Source organism: Wenzhouxiangella sp. YN1 (genome assembly GCF_056324145.1).
In genome coordinates this window covers 193,435-213,037 of the sequence record NZ_JBJNIO010000154.1, presented here as the reverse complement: position 1 = coordinate 213,037, position 19,603 = coordinate 193,435, and the positions used below count along the sequence as shown (strand labels likewise).

The 19,603-nt window shown below is 62.3% G+C and carries 15 protein-coding genes and 2 tRNA genes; 4 read left to right on the top strand and 13 right to left on the bottom strand.

The window, feature by feature from the left end:
• Nucleotides 1–2: 2 nt before the first annotated feature.
• From folE2 to ACEWQZ_RS10800, 11 genes are all read right to left on the bottom strand, one after another.
• Nucleotides 3–950 (bottom strand): GTP cyclohydrolase FolE2, encoded by a 948-nt coding sequence (folE2, locus tag ACEWQZ_RS10850; protein ID WP_476483188.1) that lies wholly within the window; start codon nucleotides 948–950, stop codon nucleotides 3–5.
• A gap of 264 nt (nucleotides 951–1,214) precedes the next feature.
• A tRNA-Pro gene (locus tag ACEWQZ_RS10845) sits at nucleotides 1,215–1,291 on the bottom strand.
• A 188-nt stretch (nucleotides 1,292–1,479) separates the two neighbouring features.
• A complete protein-coding gene (locus tag ACEWQZ_RS10840; protein WP_476483098.1) occupies nucleotides 1,480–1,836 on the bottom strand; it encodes a MerR family transcriptional regulator in 357 nt (118 codons plus the stop codon).
• Nucleotides 1,817–2,116: an integration host factor subunit alpha gene (locus ACEWQZ_RS10835; RefSeq protein ID WP_476483097.1), complete on the bottom strand. Its 300-nt coding sequence runs from the start codon at nucleotides 2,114–2,116 to the stop codon at nucleotides 1,817–1,819. Before ACEWQZ_RS10835 ends, ACEWQZ_RS10840 begins: the two co-directional genes overlap by 20 nt.
• A 7-nt stretch (nucleotides 2,117–2,123) precedes the next feature.
• Nucleotides 2,124–4,502 (bottom strand): phenylalanine--tRNA ligase subunit beta, encoded by a 2,379-nt coding sequence (gene pheT, locus ACEWQZ_RS10830; protein WP_476483096.1) that lies wholly within the window; start codon nucleotides 4,500–4,502, stop codon nucleotides 2,124–2,126.
• Nucleotides 4,503–4,526: 24 nt separating this feature from the next.
• Nucleotides 4,527–5,531, bottom strand: coding sequence for a phenylalanine--tRNA ligase subunit alpha (gene pheS, locus ACEWQZ_RS10825; RefSeq protein WP_476483095.1), 1,005 nt, complete (start codon nucleotides 5,529–5,531; stop codon nucleotides 4,527–4,529).
• 2 nt (nucleotides 5,532–5,533) lie between these two features.
• A complete protein-coding gene (rplT, locus tag ACEWQZ_RS10820; RefSeq protein WP_476483094.1) occupies nucleotides 5,534–5,890 on the bottom strand; it encodes a 50S ribosomal protein L20 in 357 nt (118 codons plus the stop codon).
• 11 nt (nucleotides 5,891–5,901) lie between these two features.
• On the bottom strand, nucleotides 5,902–6,099 hold the full coding sequence (rpmI, locus tag ACEWQZ_RS10815) for a 50S ribosomal protein L35 (RefSeq protein ID WP_476483093.1): 198 nt from the start codon (nucleotides 6,097–6,099) through the stop codon (nucleotides 5,902–5,904).
• Nucleotides 6,100–6,244: 145 nt separating this feature from the next.
• Nucleotides 6,245–6,766, bottom strand: coding sequence for a translation initiation factor IF-3 (gene infC / locus ACEWQZ_RS10810; protein WP_476483187.1), 522 nt, complete (start codon nucleotides 6,764–6,766; stop codon nucleotides 6,245–6,247).
• 38 nt (nucleotides 6,767–6,804) lie between these two features.
• Complete coding sequence (thrS, locus tag ACEWQZ_RS10805) at nucleotides 6,805–8,727, bottom strand: threonine--tRNA ligase (protein ID WP_476483092.1); 1,923 nt, start codon at nucleotides 8,725–8,727, stop codon at nucleotides 6,805–6,807.
• 480 nt (nucleotides 8,728–9,207) lie between these two features.
• Nucleotides 9,208–9,284: transfer RNA gene (locus tag ACEWQZ_RS10800), tRNA-Val, on the bottom strand.
• A gap of 179 nt (nucleotides 9,285–9,463) precedes the next feature.
• Between ACEWQZ_RS10800 and mfd the strand changes: the two genes are divergently transcribed.
• Both mfd and putP read left to right on the top strand, forming a co-directional pair.
• Entirely contained in the window at nucleotides 9,464–12,886 is a 3,423-nt protein-coding gene (gene mfd, locus ACEWQZ_RS10795) for a transcription-repair coupling factor (protein ID WP_476483091.1), read from the top strand.
• A 369-nt stretch (nucleotides 12,887–13,255) separates the two neighbouring features.
• The gene (gene putP, locus ACEWQZ_RS10790; RefSeq protein ID WP_476483090.1) at nucleotides 13,256–14,767 is read left to right on the top strand and encodes a sodium/proline symporter PutP; all 1,512 of its coding nucleotides are present in this window, start codon (nucleotides 13,256–13,258) and stop codon (nucleotides 14,765–14,767) included.
• Nucleotides 14,768–14,838: 71 nt separating this feature from the next.
• Here putP and ACEWQZ_RS10785 read toward each other — a convergent pair whose 3' ends face one another.
• Nucleotides 14,839–16,209, bottom strand: a complete 1,371-nt coding sequence (locus ACEWQZ_RS10785; protein WP_476483089.1) for a hypothetical protein — start codon at nucleotides 16,207–16,209, stop codon at nucleotides 14,839–14,841.
• Between the two features lie 395 nt (nucleotides 16,210–16,604).
• Nucleotides 16,605–17,963 (bottom strand): FAD-binding oxidoreductase, encoded by a 1,359-nt coding sequence (locus ACEWQZ_RS10780; protein ID WP_476483088.1) that lies wholly within the window; start codon nucleotides 17,961–17,963, stop codon nucleotides 16,605–16,607.
• A gap of 43 nt (nucleotides 17,964–18,006) precedes the next feature.
• Here ACEWQZ_RS10780 and serA point away from each other — a divergent pair, with 43 nt between their 5' ends.
• Both serA and ACEWQZ_RS10770 read left to right on the top strand, forming a co-directional pair.
• Nucleotides 18,007–19,239 (top strand): phosphoglycerate dehydrogenase, encoded by a 1,233-nt coding sequence (serA, locus tag ACEWQZ_RS10775; protein WP_476483087.1) that lies wholly within the window; start codon nucleotides 18,007–18,009, stop codon nucleotides 19,237–19,239.
• Nucleotides 19,240–19,252: 13 nt separating this feature from the next.
• The gene (locus ACEWQZ_RS10770; RefSeq protein ID WP_476483086.1) at nucleotides 19,253–19,543 is read left to right on the top strand and encodes a GNAT family N-acetyltransferase; all 291 of its coding nucleotides are present in this window, start codon (nucleotides 19,253–19,255) and stop codon (nucleotides 19,541–19,543) included.
• Nucleotides 19,544–19,603: the final 60 nt, after the last annotated feature.

Here is a 19,603-nt window from a genome sequence, read left to right as displayed (position 1 = left end):
TATTATTCGCTGCGCCAGCCCGACGGCTGGCCATCAATGGGCTTGTAGCCGCCGTCAAGACCCTTGGTGGTGATCGCCACCGCGTTATGCGGGTGCAGGCTCTCGAAATGACGACAGCGCGCCCAGAAGTCGGTGACCCGATCCTGTGTCTCCAGCGCGGTCTGCACGCGCCGGGCCGCATCCTCACAGAACATGAGGTTCTGACCGTTGAGCAGCGCGAATGCCTGCTCGTCCTCGCGCTTGACGGCAGCCTGCACCGGTGTCTTGAGCGCATCTTCCACTGCGTCGATCATCTCCACGAAGGGAAACGCCTCGAAGCTGGGCGCCAGCTGCAAACGGATATCGGCCGCGCTGCGCTGGCTGTGCGGGGTGGCGACAATGCCCTTTTCGCTGCCGAGCCATTCCAGCACGGACTGTGCATCCACCGATTCGCGATCACCGAAGTCCTTGCGGAACTGATCCTGCACAAGCTGACGAGCCAGCGCCGCCGAGCAGGGACAGGTGCTTGAATAGGTCACCTGGAAGGCCATTTCCAGCGCGAACTCCTGCCCCTTGAGGTTGGCGATCAGGCTGATTGGATAACGTTTCCAGCCGCTGTTGTCGCTGACCAGCGACGGACGCCGCAGCATGTAGTCGAAATCAAGGCGCACCATGGCGCGCGAGCTGAGCTCTTCGTGGGAGGCAAGAAAGTCGCGCAACAGATGGCGCAGCAGAGCTGGCGTGACGGTGTGCTCCGCCAGCGCCTGATCCAGGTGCAGATACAGCCGCGACATGTGGATGCCACGCTTTTCCGCCTGCCCGAGATCCACAAAGGCACTGATCCGCGCCGTGGTCTGCACATGCCGACCGTCACTGGCATCGAGCAAAACCGGCATCTCGATGGTATTCATGCCCACCCAGTCGAGTGTTCCTCCGACCTGCGCCTGGGCATGGCTGGCAACGTCCGGCATATTTGCGAGTCTGGATTGATCTTTCATGAATTTCTCTGCTGCGTGCGTAGAAGGACTCCACTCATCAAGTGGGGGCGATGGTATTGCGAAGCAACATTGAACGCCATGGGTGATCAAGGGCCCGTGAAATCCGCCGCGCACCCAGCCGACCGCTGCGCCGTTGAACCGCTGGGCCATCCGATCTGACCCCGAGCGCCGCGCGCCCCGACGGTGACACAAAAAAAAGCCCGGACGCATGCCGGGCTTGCAAACACTTGATTTGATTGGTCGGAGCGGCGAGATTCGAACTCGCGACCCCCACAACCCCATTGTGGTGCGCTACCAGGCTGCGCCACGCTCCGACCGAAAGCTGCTTGGGGTTAAAGCGTCTATTTTACCTTCAATTGACCAGAAAATGCCACGGGTTTGCGGGCAAAAGGATGAACCTACCGAAGACACTGAATACACTGAGAAAAACGCGAATCATCCATCTGCAACCATCTCCCGTTGCAATTGCGTGCTCTCCCGGGCATTCCATGGCTTATTGGTTCTAGCGGCGCAGGACGTGAAGAATTTCCTCCAGTTCAACGCGCACCTGCCGCACCAGCTGCTGGCTGCGCAAGACGTCATTCTGCGCGGTGTCGCCTTCCAGCCGCTGACGCGCGCCCTGAATGGTGAAGCCCTGCTCGTGGAGCAGGCTGCGAATCTGACGCACCGTCAGCACATCGTGACGCTGATAATAGCGACGATTGCCGCGGCGCTTGACCGGCTTGAGCTGGGGAAACTCCTGCTCCCAGTAACGCAGCACATGGGGCTTGACCGCACACAGCTCGCTGACCTCGCCAATGGTGAAGTAGCGCTTCGCCGGTATCGGCGGCAGCTCCTGGTTACTCCGCGGATCCAGCATATGCCTCCACTCTTGCTCGCAGTTTCTGTCCGGGTTTGAACGTCACGACACGTCGCGCGGAAATCGGAATTTCCTCGCCGGTCTTCGGGTTGCGCCCCGGTCTCTGGCTCTTGTCGCGCAGCTGAAAGTTGCCAAAACCCGACAGCTTGACGTTATCGCCATCCTCGAGCGCCTGACGAATGGTCTCGAACCAGGCATCCACGAACTCCTTGGCTTCGCGCTTGTTAAGACCGACCTCGTCGAACAGCGCGGAAGCCAGATCAGCTTTGGTTAACGACATCCCCTTTTCAACCTCTCAATCTGGCACCGAAGCGACTCTCGAGATCGGCCAGCACTGTCTTGAGCAGGGCATCGACCTCGCCGTCCTTTAGAGTGCGCGAAACATCGCGCAAAATCAAGCCAATAGCCAGGCTTCTGAACCCGGATTCAATTCCTTTGCCGCGGTACTGATCGAACACGATGCAGTCTTCGAGCAGGCCACCGGCCGAGGCACGAATGCTCTCCAACAGGCTCGCGGCAGTAAACTCATCGGCCACCACGATGGCGATATCACGCCGGACCGCGGGATAGCGGCCGCTGTCGCGATGTTCGGGCAGACGGCGCGGAGACACCCGCTCGCCGTCCAGCTCGGCCACGAAAACAGGCTGATCAAGTTCGAGGCGCTCGTTCAACCCCGGGTGCAGCTGACCAAGCCAGCCAACCTGATTGCCATCGATCAGCAAGGCTGCCGCCTGGCCCGGGTGCAGCCAAGGCAGCTCGATACGCTCGAAAGCCACCTTGCCGGCAATCGCATTGAACGCCAGCAGGTGTTCGATTTCCCCCTTGAGGTCGAAGAAGTCGACCGAGCGCGGTGCATCGCTGAAATGCTCCGGATGAACATTGCCGGTCAGCAACAACCCGAGGCGCCAGGTTTCTTGCAGATTCTCGCCGCCGGTCTGCCGGAAGCAGTGGCCGGTCTCGAACAGCCCAAAAGAGGCAATCTGCCGGCGCAGGTTACGGCCAGCGACCTTGATCAGGCCGGGCAGCAGGCTGGTGCGCAGCACCGCCATCTCGCGGCTGAGCGGATTGGCCAGCGGCTGTGCGCCCTCGCCCATGGACAGGGCATCGAGCTCATCCTGGCTGACAAAGCTCCAGGCGATCACTTCCTGCAGACCGCGCGCGGCCAGCTGCTCGCGCAGGCTGCGCTCGGTGGTACGCGTCTCCACGGGTGCCTTGACGATAATCTCGCCGCCCGGGTGCCGAATCGGCAAACGATCGTAACCATGGATGCGGGCGACTTCTTCGATCAGGTCAGCCTCGATCGCGATGTCACGCCGGGCGCTGGGCGCAACCACGCGGAAGACGCCATCGTCCTCCGAAACGCTCATGCCCAGACGCTCGAGAATGGCGCGCACCTCAGCGCCCGAAAGCTTGCTTTCGAGCAGCTGGTTGAGGCGGTTCAGGCGCAGCTCGACCGCCTCGGACACGGGCAGTTGATCATCACTGCGCGCCTCGACGATCGGGCCGGCGCGCCCGCCGGCAATCTCCAGGATCAACGCGGTCGCCCGCTCGGTCGCCAGGCGCTGCAGCTGCGGGTCAACGCCGCGCTCGAAACGATGAGCCGATTCGGTCGACACTCCCAGGCGACGGGCCCGGCCGCTGATCGTGGTCGGATTGAACCAGGCCGACTCAAGCAGGATATCGCGAGTGTCGTCACTCACTGCCGACTCGGCGCCGCCCATCACGCCGGCGATTGCCAGCGCTTGCTGATGGTCAGCGATCACCAGCATGTCCGCATCGAGGTCGACCTCCTGTCCGTCAAGCAGGGTGATCTTCTCGCCCCTGTCAGCGCGGCGCACGCGAATACCGTCGACGATACGGTCGAGATCGAAAGCGTGCATCGGCTGACCCAGCTCGAGAAGCACATAATTGGTCACGTCGATGATCGGGCCAAGGCTGCGGATGCCTGAGCGACGCAGGCGCTCGACCATCCACAGCGGCGTTGCCGCATTGACGTTCACGCCCTCGATGACCCGCCCCAGATAACGCGGGCAATCCTCGGGCGCCAGCAGCTCGATCTGCACACGGCGCTCGCTGGTGGCGGGCACCGGATCGATGTCGGCCATGCGCATCGGTGTTTCAGTGATGGCCGCCAACTCGCGCGCCAGGCCGCGCAGCGACAGGCAATCAGCACGGTTGGGCGTGAGGTCGATTTCCAGAATGTGGTCGTCGAGCTGCAGATACTCGGACAAGGCCCGGCCAACCGGCGCATCGGCGGGCAGCTCCATCAGGCCATCCGCTCCCTCACCCAGGCCCAGCTCCGGCTCGGAGCACAACATGCCTTCTGAACCGACACCGCGCAGTTTTGCCGGCTTGATCTTCAAACCGCCGGGGAGCTTCGTGCCGAGCGTGGCCAGCGGTGCCTTGAGGCCCTCGCGGGCGTTGGGCGCGCCACAGACAATGGTGCGTTCTTCACTGTCGCCGATGACGCGACACACGCGCAGACGGTCGGCGTCGGGATGCGCTTCGACCGCGATGATTTCAGCCACCACCACGCCGTCGAGCGGTGGAGCCACGGCCTCGATGGAATCGACTTCCAGCCCGGCGAGGGTGAAACGCTCGGCCAGTTCTTCGGCGCTCAGGCCCGAATCCACGCATTCAGCGAGCCAGCGATGACTGATCTTCATGCAGATCCCCTCATGGAATTTGCCCTAGCGAAACTGACGCAGGAAACGCAGGTCGTTGTCAAAAAACAGGCGCAGGTCGTCGACGCGATAACGCAGCATGGCGAAGCGCTCGACGCCCAGGCCGAAAGCGTAGCCGGTGAATTCCTCCGGATCGACGCCACAGTTGCTCAGAACATTGGGGTGCACCATGCCGCAGCCGAGCACTTCCAGCCAGTCGCCGGTGGTGCCGTCCGGATGGCGCCAGCGCACGTCGACCTCGGCCGAGGGTTCGGTAAAGGGGAAATAGGAGGGCCGCAGTCGCATCTCGAGCTCGTCTTCGAAGAACGCGTTGACGAAATCCGACAGCATCCCTTTCAGATCGGCGAAGGCCACGCCACGATCGACCAGCAGGCCTTCGACCTGATGAAACTGCGGCGTGTGCGTCTGATCCGAGTCGGAGCGAAACACCCGGCCCGGGGCGACAATGCGCACCGGTGCACCTCGCTCCTGCATCACGCGGATCTGCACCGGCGAGGTATGCGTGCGCAACAGGTGACCGTCCGGCAAGTAGAACGTGTCGTGCATCGCCCGCGCCGGATGATGAGGCGGAAAGTTCAGCGCCTCGAAATTGTAATGGTCGTTCTCGACCTCCGGCCCGGTTGCAACCTCGAAACCAAGCCGCTGAAAAATGTCGAGCAGACGATCGAGCGCACGATTGACCGGATGAACTCCGCCAGGATCAACCGCGCGTCCCGGCAGCGTGACGTCGATGGTTTCTTCGCTCAGGCGGGCTTCAAGGCGTTCACGGGCCAGCACATCGCCGCGTTCGGCAATGGCCTGTTCCAGCGTCTGCTTGCCACGATTGATCTGTTGTCCTGCCTCACGCCGCTGCTCAGGCGGCAGCTGGCCCAGCGTCTTGAGCTGTGCGGTGAGCGCCCCCTTCTTGCCGAGAAAGCGCACCCGGACATCGTCCAGGCTGCGCTCGCTCTCGGCGCTGGCGACCTGCTCGAGGGCGTCCTCGAGCAGGTTCTGCAATGCCGGCTTGCTCATGCTCAGCCCAGGCTGGACTGAGCTTTCTCGGCCAGCGTCTTGAATGCGGCCTTGTCATGCACGGCGAGGTCGGCCAGAACCTTGCGGTCGATGGCGACTTCAGCACGCTTGAGGCCGTTGATGAAACGGCTGTAGGACAGGCCATGCTGGCGCGCCGCAGCGTTGATGCGCTGAATCCACAGGCTGCGGAAATCGCGCTTGCGTTGACGCCGGTCACGGTAGCTGTACTGACCGGCCTTGATGACGGCCTGTTTGGCTACGCGGTAGGTTTTGCGACGCGCGCCGTAATAGCCCTTGGCCCGGCTGAGCACCTTGCGGTGGCGACGGCGGGCGATGACACCTCGTTTGACTCTTGCCATGATCGCTCTCCTTAAAGCTTGGGCAGCATTTGACGCACGGCTTTTTCATCCGCGCGATCGACCAGGGTGCTGGACCGCAGGCGCCGCTTGCGCTTGGGGTCCTTCTTGGTGAGGATATGGCTATGGAAGGCGCGTTTGCGCTTGATGCGCCCGCTACCCGTCGCCCGGAAGCGCTTGGCCGCGCCCCGATTGCTCTTCATCTTCGGCATTGTGCTATCTCCATTTGTTTTACCTTCGTGCAGCGGCGCCCGGGCCGTCCGGGCAACGCTTGTGCGAGCTGCATTCCGGCTAGTTGTAGGCGGCAGCCTTCGCTTGCCGCCGGTTTCAGCGTTCGCTTCTGGCAGACCTGCCCGGTCAGGTGTTCTTTCTTGGTGAAAGCACCATGACCATCTGCCGGCCTTCCATGCGCGGCCGCTGTTCCACGACCGTTTCTTCGATCATGTCCTGTTCGACCCGCTGGAGCAGGTCACGACCCAGATCCTGATGCGCCATTTCCCGACCACGGAAGCGCAGGGTAACCTTGACCTTGTCGCCTTCCTCGATGAACCGGCGCAGATTGCGCATCTTGACATTGTAGTCGTGATCATCGGTTCCCGGACGGAACTTCACTTCCTTGAGCTGAGTCTGCTTCTGTTTCTTGCGCGCCATCTGTGCCTTCTTGGACTGCTCGAAGCGGTACTTGCCCCAGTCCATGATGCGACAGACAGGCGGACTGGCCTGTGGCGCGATTTCAACAAGGTCCATGCCCTCCTCCTCGGCACGGACCAACGCATCCCTGACTCCCATCACCCCGATCTGTTCACCGTCAGAACCCACCACGCGGATTTCGCGCGCCGTGATGTCTTCGTTGCGTCGGGTCTTCTTATCTGTTGCGATGTGTGCTGCTCCTTCGTGAACTCAATACAAGTGAATCATCAATTATCGGCGATAGGGCCACGCCGTGTCACCTCTTCGGACAATCGCGCGACCAAGTCGTTGATCGACATGGCACCGAGGTCGGTTCCGTCGCGCAAGCGTACCGCCACCTGGCGATTTTCGACCTCGCGATCGCCCACGACCAGCAGATACGGAATCTTCTCGAGGGTGCGGCCGCGAATTTTATAGCCGATCTTCTCGTTGCGCAAGTCCGACTCGACGCGAAAACCCTGCTGTTTCAGGGTGTTGGTCAGCTCGCGGACGTAATCCGCCTGGGCGTCGGTGATGTTCATCACCACCGCCTGTACCGGCGCCAGCCACAGCGGCAGATCGCCGGCATGGTGTTCGATCAGCACGCCGATAAAGCGCTCGATCGAGCCCAGAATTGCGCGGTGCAGCATGACCGGCACGCGGCGTTCGCCGTGCTCGTCAATGTACTCCGCACCCAGCCTTCCGGGCATGGAAAAGTCGACCTGCATGGTACCGCACTGCCAGACCCGGCCGATGCAGTCGGTCAGCGAAAACTCGATCTTGGGGCCGTAGAAAGCGCCCTCGCCCGGCTGCAGTTCGTATTCGATATCGGCCGCCTCGAGGGCGTCGGCCAGCGCCTTTTCGGCCTTGTCCCAGACCTCGTCGGAGCCAACCCGCTTTTCCGGGCGCGTCGAGAGTTTGACCGCCACGTCGGTAAAACCGAAATCGTTGTAGACCTCGAAGACCAGCTGGTTGAAGGCCAGCACCTCCTCGCGAATCTGGTCTTCGGTGCAGAAGATATGGGCATCATCCTGCACGAAATTGCGCACCCGCATCAAGCCGTGGAGCGCGCCCGAGGGCTCGTTGCGATGGCAGGAGCCGAACTCGGCCATGCGCAGCGGCAGGTCGCGATAGCTCTTGAGGCCCTGATTGAAGACTTGCACATGGGCCGGGCAGTTCATCGGCTTGATCGCATAGACGCGGTCTTCCGACGAGGTGATGAACATGTCATCGCCAAAGTTTTCCCAGTGGCCGGATTTCTCCCACAGGCTGCGATCGATGATCGAAGGCGTGTGGATTTCCTGATAATCGGCCTTGCGCAGCCGCTCACGAATATAATTCTGCAGCGCCAGGTAGATGCGCCAGCCACGGTCATGCCAGAACACCATGCCGGGCGATTCGGGCTGAATGTGATACAGATCCAGGCGCGCACCGAGCTTGCGGTGGTCGCGCTTCTCGGCCTCCTCAAGGCGCTTGAGATAGGCCTTGAGCTGCTTCTTGTCCGGCCAGGCCGTGCCGTAGATGCGCTGCAGCATCTCGTTGTCGGAGTCACCGCGCCAGTAGGCTCCGGCCAGCTTGGTCAGCTTGAAAGCACCAAGCTTTCCGGTCGAGGGCACGTGCGGCCCGCGGCACAGGTCGATGAAGTCGCCCTGACGATACAGCGACAACGTCTCCTCGGCAGGAATGTCTTCGATGATGCGGGCCTTGTATTCCTCGCCCTGTTCGCGAAAGAACTCAATCGCCTCATCGCGCCCCATTACCGAGCGCTCGACCGCCAGGTCCTCGGCGACGATTTTCGCCATTTCCTTCTCGATCTTCTCGAGATCCTCGGGATGAAAGGGCTCTTCGCGCGCAAAATCGTAGTAGAAGCCGTCATCGACGACCGGCCCGATGGTGACCTGGGTCTCGGGAAACAATCGCTTGACCGCCTGCGCCATCAGATGCGCGGTGGAGTGCCGGATCATGTCCAGGCCCTCTTCATCGCGCGCGGTGATGATGCGCAGATCAGCGTCGCGATCGATCCTGAAGCCGACATCCACCAGCTGACCCTCGACCTCACCGCCGAGCGCCGCCCTGGCCAGGCCCGGGCCAATGGACGCGGCCACCTCATGTACTGTCACCGGGTGATCGAAATCCTTCCGGCTACCGTCTGGAAGCGTAATCTGAACCATGGTTGCGAATTCTACCGTCACTCAGCCCCGAAGGTTGGGGCAAATTCCGCAAATTTGAAGGTTTGGCGGCCATGCAGCAAGCCCCGGCTTCGATACCGGGTCGATGCGGGTGGGCGCGCTTCAGTTCGACGCAGTGGCGAGGCCTTCAGCGCGCCCACCCGCATCGACCCTGCCCGTGCAGCCAGCTTGGCTGCGCAAACCAGGCCCCATAAGGCTAACCGCGGCAAAAGAACATTTGGATCAGCGGTAACCCCCTGCAAATCAAGTCCGGTGGCAAACTCCCTCCGGCCCCGAAAGCACGCGCCGGATCGACCTCAAACCCACTATCGAACCGAAATGCTTTCCAGGGTTTTCTGAATTCGTCGATTTCGGTGACGCGCGGAGCGGAGCAACCGCAGTGTGCCTTTATGGCACATGAGGATTGCGAGCACCGAACGGCGCCGAAAGCGGCGGATTCAGGGAGGACTGGAAAGCATTCGGTGGTGGGCGATGCTGGATTCGAACCAGCGACCTCTGCCATGTCAAGACAGCGCTCTAACCAACTGAGCTAATCGCCCCTAACATCAAAGCCGGGTAGTTTACTCGAATTTCCCGTTTGCAACAAGCATCGGGCCCATTTACCGGCTCGAAGCCGGCATTGTCACCGCTCCGGTCAAACCCTCACGCCTGCAGCGCTTCACCGAGCGACGATGCTGCGGCTTGGTAAAATAGCGGGTTTTCCAGACTCCGGTATGACATGTCCGAGCGTTTCTCCGTATTCAATCCGCCCCGCGACGGCGATGGTCGCATCGACTGGCCACTGCTCGAAAGCCTGCCGCTGGCGCTCGCCGTCTCGAACTATGCCGCGCGCAAGGGCGGGCCGGTGCTGGTTGCAGTAGCCGACGGTTATGCTGCACGCAGCCTGCGCGACGACATCAATCAGCTCGGATCGGTGACCGCCGAGCTGTTTCCGGACTGGGAGATTCTGCCCTATGATCTCTACTCGCCCCACCCCGACCTGATCTCGCGGCGCCTGGAGCTGCTGGCGCGGCTACCGGGGATGGACTCGGGCGTGGTCATCGCGCCGATCACCGCGCTGATGCAGCGCCTGCCGCCGGTCGCCTGGGTGCAGGGCCAGAGCCTGGATCTGGCGCTGGGTCAACGCATCGACAGCAACGCTTTTCGCGGCCAGCTGCACGCGGCCGGCTACCAGACGACCGAGCAGGTCTGGCAGCCCGGTCAGTTCGCCGTGCGTGGCGCAGTCATGGACCTGTGGCCGATGGGGCGCCCGGAGCCTTATCGCCTCGAGCTGTTCGACGATGAAATCGAGTCGCTTCGCACCTTCGATGCCGAAAGTCAGCGCTCGACCGGCAAGATCGATCGCATCGACATGCTGCCGGCGCGCGAATACCCTTTCGACGAGGACAGCCGCCAGATCTTCCGGCGCGCCTTCCGCAACCGCTTCGATGTCGACCTGAGGCGCGCCCTGCCCTATCAAGAGGTCGGGGAGGGCTACCACAGCCAGGGCCTGGAGCAATACCTGCCGCTGTTCTACGACTCGACCGCGAGCCTGACCGATTACCTGCCGAGCCCTCACCGCCTGGTGCTTCTGCCCGGCGTCGTGGAGGCAGCGCAGGAGTATTGGCGCGAAATCGAGCATCGGCACGAGCAGCGCCGCGGCGATATCGAGCGGCCGATACTCGACCCCGGCGAGCTTTTCATCCCGGCCGGCGACCTGGCGCGCACCATGGAGGCCGATGCCACTGTGCGCGTCACGCGCCGCAAGCCGGCCGCCGAAGTGATCGCCCCGGCGCCGACCCTCGATCTGGATGCCGACACCGAAGCGGCCACGGGCAAGCTTCGCGACATGCGCGACCGGGTGCTGATTGCTGCCGACACAGCCGGCCGCCGCGAGTTGATTCACGACGCCCTGCGCGCCGGCGGCCTGCCGCCCAGACCGCTCGATTCCTGGTCGGCGTTCGTCAGCGGCGATGATGCGCTGGCGGTGACCGTCATGCCGGTCTCGGGCGGTTGTCGCCTGGGCGAGCGCGGCATCACCGTGCTGACCGAAAGCGAACTGTTCCCCGGGCACGCCCGCACCATTCAGCGCGAGCGCCGCAGCGGCCAGGACCCCGAATCGATGATCAAGAGCCTGGCTGACCTGCAGCCCGGCGCGCTGATCGTGCACCTGGAGCACGGCATCGGCCGCTACCTGGGGCTGGAAGTACTCGACGCCGGCGACACCACCGCCGAATACCTGTGCCTGGAGTATGCCGGCGGCGACAAACTCTACGTGCCGGTCACCGATCTGCACCTGGTCAGCCGCTATACCGGAGTCGACCCGGAGCTGGTGGCCCTGCACAAGCTCGGCTCCGAGCGCTGGCAGCGCACCCGCCGCAAGGCCGCCGAAAAGGTGCGCGACGCCGCCGCCGAGCTGCTCAACCTGCAGGCCCGCCGCGCCGCCCGCCAGGGCCAGAGCTTCGAGATCGAGCGCGGGCTGTATGCGCGCTTTGCCGCCGGCTTCGAATACGAGGAAACCGACGACCAGCAGGAAGCCATCGACGCGGTGCTCGATGACCTGGCTTCGAGCGAGCCGATGGACCGCGTGGTCTGCGGCGACGTCGGCTTCGGCAAGACTGAAGTCGCCCTGCGCGCGGCTTTTGTGGTCGCCAACTCCGGCCGCCAGGTCGCGATGCTGGCACCCACCACCCTGCTGGCCGAGCAGCACTACCGCAATTTCGCCGACCGCTTTGCCGACTGGCCGATCAACGTGCGCCTGCTCTCGCGCACCGGCGCGGCCGCCGGCAAGACGCTGGAAGGCCTGGGCGACGGCACCGTCGACATCGTCATCGGCACCCACCGCCTGCTGCAGAAAGACATCCGCTTCAAGGATCTGGGCCTGGTGGTAGTCGACGAGGAGCAGCGTTTCGGTGTGCGCCAGAAAGAACGGCTCAAGGCGCTGCGCGCCGAGGTCGACCTGCTGACGCTGACCGCCACGCCCATTCCGCGCACGCTCAACATGTCGATGGCCGGCCTGCGCGAGATGTCGATCATCGCCACCCCGCCGGCCCGGCGCCTGGCGGTTCGTACCTTTGTTTCCGAGTGGGACTCGACCACGATTCGCGACGCCGTAACGCGCGAGTTCCAGCGCGGCGGACAAGTCTACTTCCTGCACAACGAAGTGCGCACCATGGCGCGCCAGGTCGCTGAGCTCGAAGAGATGTTTCCCGGTGCGCGCATCGGCATGGCGCACGGGCAGATGCCGCCCGGCGAGATGGAAAAGACCATGCGCGACTTCTACTCGCGCCGTATCAACCTGCTGGTGTGCTCCACGATCATCGAAAACGGCATCGATGTACCCACGTCCAACACCATCATCATCAACCGCGCCGACAAGTTCGGCCTGGCCCAGCTTCACCAGCTCAGGGGTCGCGTTGGGCGCTCACACCACCTCGCCTACGCCTACCTGATCTCCCCGCCGTGGAAAACGCTCACGCGCGACGCAAAGAAGCGGCTGGAAGCGATCCAGTCGCTCGAAGAATTGGGCGCAGGCTTCACCCTGGCCAGCCACGACCTGGAAATCCGCGGCGCCGGCGAGCTGCTGGGCGAAGACCAGTCCGGCCAGATCGAGGCGATCGGTTTCTCGCTCTACTCCGACCTGCTCAACCGCGCCGTCGAAGCGCTGAAGAGCGGCGAGGAGCCGGATCTCGACGAGCCGATGTCGATCACCAGCGAGGTCGACATGCACATCACGGCCATGATTCCCGAAGGCTATCTGCCCGACGTCCATCAGCGCCTGGTGCTATACAAGCGCATCAGTCAAGCCGACACGACCCAAAGGCTCCACAACCTGCAGGTGGAAATGATCGACCGCTTCGGCCTGCTGCCGGCCGAGGTAAAGAATCTTTTCGCCACCGCCGAGCTGCGGTTGCGCGCGAAGAAGCTGGGCATGAAACGGCTCGAGGTCGGCCCCGCCGGCGGCCGCGTCGAATTTCAGGCCAGGCCCGATATCGACATGGGCGAACTTTTGAAGATGATTCAGAAGGAGTCCCACACCTTCGAGCTGCCCGCCAACGACAGATTGCGCATCAAGGGCGAATTCGAGGAAGTCGAAGACCGCTTCCACCTGGCCGAGGAACTCCTCGAGCGCCTGGCGCCGGAGGCACGTGCGGCGGCTTGAGCATTGATTTGAAAAGCCCTTGACCGCAAAGAAAGCAAGGCAAGAAGGGGAGCGGGAAAAACCGATAACCCACGGACGGGACGCCCCGGAATTACATGCGAAACTCACGAACCAAGCTCTTTTCCGTGATTTTCCGGGTCTTCCGTGGTTCCGTTGTCCTGAGCATTTCTGGTGCCCTTTACGGTTGTAGCGCCCCGTGCTCAGGGCTTTATCATTATCATTATCATTAACTTGGCAACAATTCAGAGTGCACCCGGCCAGGTTGTTGAAGCCTGATCATCTGCCGGCCATGTCACAAGCAGAATTGCTTTCGCCTGTCACTCTGTTGCAGAATCAGGTGAAAACTGACGCAATATTTGAGGGAGCAACATGGATATCGGCGTGTGGATCAGCCTGGGACTCTATTTTATCTTGATGCTCGGCATCGGCTTTTATGCCATGCGCCAGGCGACCTCGTCGTCGGAAGAGTATCTGCTGGCCGGCCGTAACCTGAACCCGGCCGTGGCCGCGCTGTCGGCCGGCGCGTCGGACATGAGCGGCTGGTTGCTGCTGGGCCTGCCCGGTGCGATCTTCATCTCCGGCCTGCACGAAGCCTGGATCGGTGTGGGCCTGTGGTGCGGTGCGCTGATCAACTGGATCGTGGTCGCTCCCCGTCTGCGCGAGCAGACCCGACGCTATGACAATGCCCTGACCATTCCGGCGTTCCTCTCCAGCCGCTTCCCGACCCGGGCACAGTCGCTGCGGATACTTTCGGCGATCGTGATCGTGATCTTCTTTGCGGTCTACACCGCCTCGGGGCTGGTCGCCGGCGGCAAGCTGTTCGATATGGCCTTCAGCGACGTGTTTTCATTCAGCGGGCTCACCGATTATCAGATCGGCATCTGGCTGACGCTCATCATCGTGCTCGGCTACACCTCTCTGGGCGGCTTTCTTGCCGTGAGCATGACCGACTTCGTTCAGGGCTGCATCATGATGCTGGCGCTGATCGTCATGCCGCTGGTCGTGCTTTATGGCGAAGGTGGCGGCGGACTCTCGCAGGCAACGGAAACATTGTCAGATCCTGCCATCGCCGAAGGTTATCTCACCTGGACACACGGCCTGGGCTTCATCGCCTGGCTGTCGGCGGTGGCCTGGGGCCTGGGCTATTTCGGCCAGCCGCACATCATCGTGCGCTTCATGGCGGTGCGCTCCGTCAGGGAAGTCGCCACGGCGCGCAATATCGGCATGTCGTGGATGTTCGTTTCCCTGACCGGCGCCATTGCCATGGCCATTTTCGGCCGCGCCTATGCCATCCGCAACGGCCTGGATATCGGTGACCCGGAAACGATCTTCATCGTGCTGGCCAACCTGCTGTTCCATCCGCTCATCACCGGGTTTCTGTATGCCGCCCTGCTGGCCGCGGTGATGAGCACCATTTCCAGCCAGCTGCTGGTGGCATCGTCCTCACTGACCGAGGACTTCTACCGCCTGTTTCTGCGCAAGGAAGCCACCGAGCGCGAAACGGTGACAGTCAACCGCGTGTGCGTGGTGCTGGTCGGGCTGGTGGCCGCGTTCATCGCCCGCGACCCCAACTCACAGGTTCTCGGGCTGGTCAGCCACGCCTGGGCCGGATTCGGCGCCGCCTTCGGGCCGATGATCCTGCTCTCGCTTACCTGGTCACGCATGTCGGGTACCGGCGCGGTGGCCGGGCTGGCCGTTGGCGCCGCCACCGTCATTGTCTGGATTGCTGCGGGCTGGAATCAGGACTTCTTCGGGCTCGGCGGCGTGTACGAAATCATCCCGGGCTTCGTTTTCTCGCTGCTGGCCATTTATCTCGTCAGCCTGCCGACCAGAAACGGGCAGGAGTTCCGCCCGCAGAGCGACAAACGCACCGTAGTGTGACAAGCCCGCCCATTGGGCCGGCCTGCTTTTGGCGCCGGCCCAATGGACGAGAGCTCACCGGTCAGGGCTACTCACTCGATCCACACGGGGGCTGATCGGCTGCCGCACACTTCATCAGGGATATAAGAAGTATCAGCATCCAGTACGTAACCACAAGCCTCGACCTGGATGAAGTACTGCCCCGGCAATCCGATGGAATCGTCAAAAAAGCCGTCAACCCTGGTGTCCTGGAAATCGTCACTGGGGGGGCACCGCACACTTACTCTTTCACCATCGTGCACGAACCGACAGGGAAAGCTGTTATTCCCGAAGTCACAGCCAGAGTCAAAAACATAAATCGGACAGTTGCGCCCCAGAATTTTTCGCTTCTGCCAGACGTTCTCTCCTCCGCCGCTGACCAACCAGGCCTCGATGTGGTACATGGGCGAAATGAGGCCGGCGCCATCATTGGTCGTCCAGTCCAGGTAGAACTTTCCTGACGCAGATGTATCCAGCACGGTGCCGCGGTTGCCGCGGACCGAAAATGCCGTGATATCGAAGGCTTCGGTGCCTCGAGTGACCGGTGGTCGCCACCAGGAGCCGACCCAGTCCGGCTCGGTCAATGACACCAGCGCCATTTCTCCCGCACCGTACTGTTCACCCAGGGGGAAGTACTCTGCCCGGCCGCCGGTGGTGGGATTGAGCAATAGCCTCAGGTCTCCCCAGAGCTCCTGGACAACGTCGTCCTGGTTGAACTCCCGCCCGAAACGAGCGCCGTAGGTAACATTCAGACCCCTGAATTCAAGGTAACCATCGTCGGCCTCCCCGGTTCCAAGGATCCACTTCTGGCCGCCTTCACTGTCATAAGTGAACCAGATCAGCAGGGCTTGACCACGGCTCATCCATTGCACGATGAACCCTTCTCCACTGTGCTTGGGGTCATACCAGCTTCCAGTAAGCGCCGCGTTCGGATCGGATGGGCTGCTCCCGGAATCCCCGCAAGGGGCACCGCTGGTGATCGTCAGCGGAGTGATGTCGATGGATTCACTCTGGCCGAAAGCAGAGTATTCAACCGTGCCGGACTCACAGTCATCAAAGGTCATGACCGCATGTCCGACCACTCGCGATTCCACCTCCTCCGCATCGGTGGCCCCAAGATGTCCGCCCCGGGTGACCAGGAGCTCCGAAAACGTGATGGTGTCGCCGGAAATACTGCCGACATCCATCAGCCAGCGCTGGTTCCCTTCGTCGTCATAGGTAAACCAGTACAGCACCGCCAGTTCTTCATTCAGGACTTCCAGCAGCCAGCCCTCACCGGTTCGGCTGTCGTTCTTCCACAAGGCGGTATGCGCGGGCTGGATTTGCGCGCTCGCGGCTTGCGTCACAATCAGCATCAACATGATGCAAAAAAGGATCTCATCCCCATTTCCATGCTCCCATTCATCCTCATTCGAAAACAACATGAACCCGTTCGCCCCGGAGCTCATTCCGGGTGCGTGATGTTCACCCTTCGGCGCGCTGTGAGCATCGTCCCGGCAATCGCGGGAATCGACGGATACTGAATGCAGACAGGATTGTTTGCATGCAAGAGCTGTGCATGCCGCCTTTCGGTCAGGGGCAATTGAACAGTCGCATGGACTCATGCATCCCCCTCAGACCAGCGGCCGCTCAAGGCCCGCTTACCCACTCAGCCCCTTTCCAACGCGCTATGCAACTTACCAACGGTCTCGCGACCGTTAGTGAACCATAGTCCGCAGCTCATCAAGCGTCAAGGCGGATCAAACAAGCCCATGCCATGTTTCCAGAACTTCCTTTCCTTGACGCTCTTCGCGACTTTGCGGTTACGGGGTTTCGGCTTTCACAAGACCTTGCCGGGGTTGAGGATGCCGTCGGGGTCGAAAGTCGCCTTGATTTGACGCATCAGTTCGATCTCGGCTTGTGAGCGGCTGTAGTGCAGGTCATCGCGTTTGAGCAGGCCGACGCCGTGTTCGGCCGAGACGCTGCCGTCAAACTCTTGCACCAGATCGAATACACGTGGACTCAAGCGACGGACGGCGACGCGGAAGTCCTCGACCGACCAGTCCGACGGCTTCAGCACATTCATGTGCAGGTTGCCGTCGCCGATGTGGCCGAACCAGACGACTTCGAATTCAGGGTAGTGCTCAGCCACCAGCTGGTGCAGTGATGCGAGAAACTCCGGTACCCGCGGGATGCGCACCGACAAGTCGTTCTTGTAGGGCGTGTGCGCGCTGATCGATTCGCTGATCGCCTCACGCCAGCGCCACAGCTCTTCCGCCTGGGTCAGCGACTGGCTGATGGTCCCGTCGGCAACGTGCCCGCTCTCTGCAAGGCGCTCGAACAGCTCGAGCGCCCGCTGCTGGCTGGCCTGTCCGGGGTCGTCGAATTCAACCACGGCGTAATACGGGCACTCGCCGTCGAGCGGAAACGTCTCGCCGGTTGTCTCGGCAACGTAGTCGAGCGAACGCCGGTCAAAAAACTCGAATGCCGACAGGGTCAGCCCGGCACGAAATTCGGCGAAAGACGGCATGATGGCAGCCAGGCCGGTAAAACCGACCAGCAACACGGATTGTTCGACAGGCGGCTGCGTCAGCGCCATGGTTGCCTCGGTGATGATGCCCAGCGCGCCTTCGGAACCGATCATCAAGTGGCGCAGATCAAAGCCGGTGTTGTTCTTGACCAGGCCGCGATTGAGATGCAGCACCTCGCCGGTGCCGGTAACCACGGTCAACCCCCGCACCCAGTCGCGCGTCATGCCGTATCGGAGCACGCGAATTCCGCCGGCGTTGGTGGCGATCGAGCCGCCGAGCTGGCTCGAATCGGCCGCCGCCCAGTCGACTGGATAGCACAACCCCGCTTCAAGCGCGCGACGCTGCAGTTCACCGACCGGCATGCCGGCCTGAGCAGACAGGCTCGGCTCGGTCGGATCGATGTCGATGAGCTGGCGCATTTTCTCGAGCGAAACCACCACTTCGCCCCGAGCAGCCACAGCGCCGCCGGAAAGGCCCGTGCGCCCACCACTGGGCACCAGCTTCAGGCGCTTGCGACGTGCAATGCCAATCAGCTCGACCACCTCTTCGGTGCTGCGCGGAAACACCACGGCTTCTGGCTGCGCGGGCCAGAACCGGGTCCAGTCACTGCCGTAATGGGCCAGCGATTCGGAGTCGGACAGGGATTCGATCGGATCAAATAGACTCATGGCGTTATTATCGCTGTTTTACCCCTGCAATCGAATCACGAATATGCCACCCAAGCACTCCCTGCCGAAAAACAAGATCCGCTTCCTGCTGCTCGAGGGCGTCCACGAGCGGGCGGTCGAGAGCATTCGCGCCGCCGGCTACGAACAGCTACAGGTCGAAGATGCCGCCATGCCGCCCGACCGCCTGGCCGACGCTCTCGCCGGCGTCCACTTTCTGGGCATTCGCTCGCGCACACAGGTCACCGAGGAGCTGCTCGATCGCGCCGACAAGCTCACCGCCATCGGCTGTTTCTGCATCGGCACCGATCAGGTCGACCTGGCCGCGGCCCGACGTCGCGGTATCCCGGTGTTCAATGCGCCTTACGCCAACACCCGCTCGGTAGCCGAGCTGGTGCTGGCTGAAATCATCATGCTCATGCGCGGCATTCCCGAGAAGAACATGGCCGCCCATCGCGGTGAATGGCTCAAGACCGCTCGCGGCTCGCACGAAGTGCGCGGCAAGACGCTGGGCATCGTCGGTTTTGGCCATATCGGCTCACAGCTCGGCATTCTCGCCGAAGGCCTGGGCATGAACGTGATCTTCCACGACATCGTCGACAAGCTACCGCTGGGCAATGCCCGCCAGACCAGCGGCCTGAGCGAGGTTTTGCAAACGGCCGACATCGTCAGCCTGCACGTGCCCGACACCGAGCAGACCCGCGGCATGATCGGCGAGCGCGAGCTGGCCACAATGCGCGCCGGCAGCCATCTGATCAACGCCTCGCGCGGCAAGGTGGTCGACATCGCGGCGCTGTCGGACGCGCTGCGATCCGATCACCTTGCAGGCGCCGCCATTGATGTGTTCCCCGCCGAGCCTTCCGGCCCGGACGAGCCTTTTGTCAGCGAACTCAAGGGGATGGACAAGGTTCTTCTGACACCACATATTGGCGGCTCCACCCGGGAAGCCCAGAAGAACATCGCTCTTGATGTGGCCGGCAAGCTGGTGCGCTATTCCGACAACGGCTCGACCATGGGCGCGGTCAACTTTCCGGAGGTCGCCCTGCCCGACCATGACACCGCCAGGCGCATTCTCCATATTCACCGCAACGAGCCCGGGGTGCTGCAGGCAATCAACTCGGTGTTTTCCCGGGCCGATGTCAACCTCGCCGCCCAGTATCTGCGCACCCTGCCGGACCTGGGCTACGTCGTGATGGACGCCGAAACCCATGATGCGACCGGTATCATCCGTGCCCTGGAGGCCATTCCCGAAACCATCCGCACCCGTTTTCTCTACTGACAGGATCACCGCCATGAACGATTCGGAAATTCATCTCGACCCAGAGGCTGGCACCTTCGAAACCGTCGTCGATGGCCAACGCTGCGTACTCGAGTTCTCGCTTGAAGAAAATGGCCGGGTCGTCAGCATGGATCATGTGCGCGTACCCGATGCGGTTGGCGGGCGCGGCATTGCCGGCAGGCTGACCCGACATGCGCTCGACTGGGCCGATGGCCAGGGACTGAAGATCCGGCCGCGCTGCCCCTACGTGGCCCGCTGGATCCAGCGCCATTCCGAATACCAGGGGCTGCTTGCGCAAGCTTGACGCCGCCCGCGTATTCATCTTGCGGACAACCGTCGCGCAGCTGTGGAATTGATGCATGAT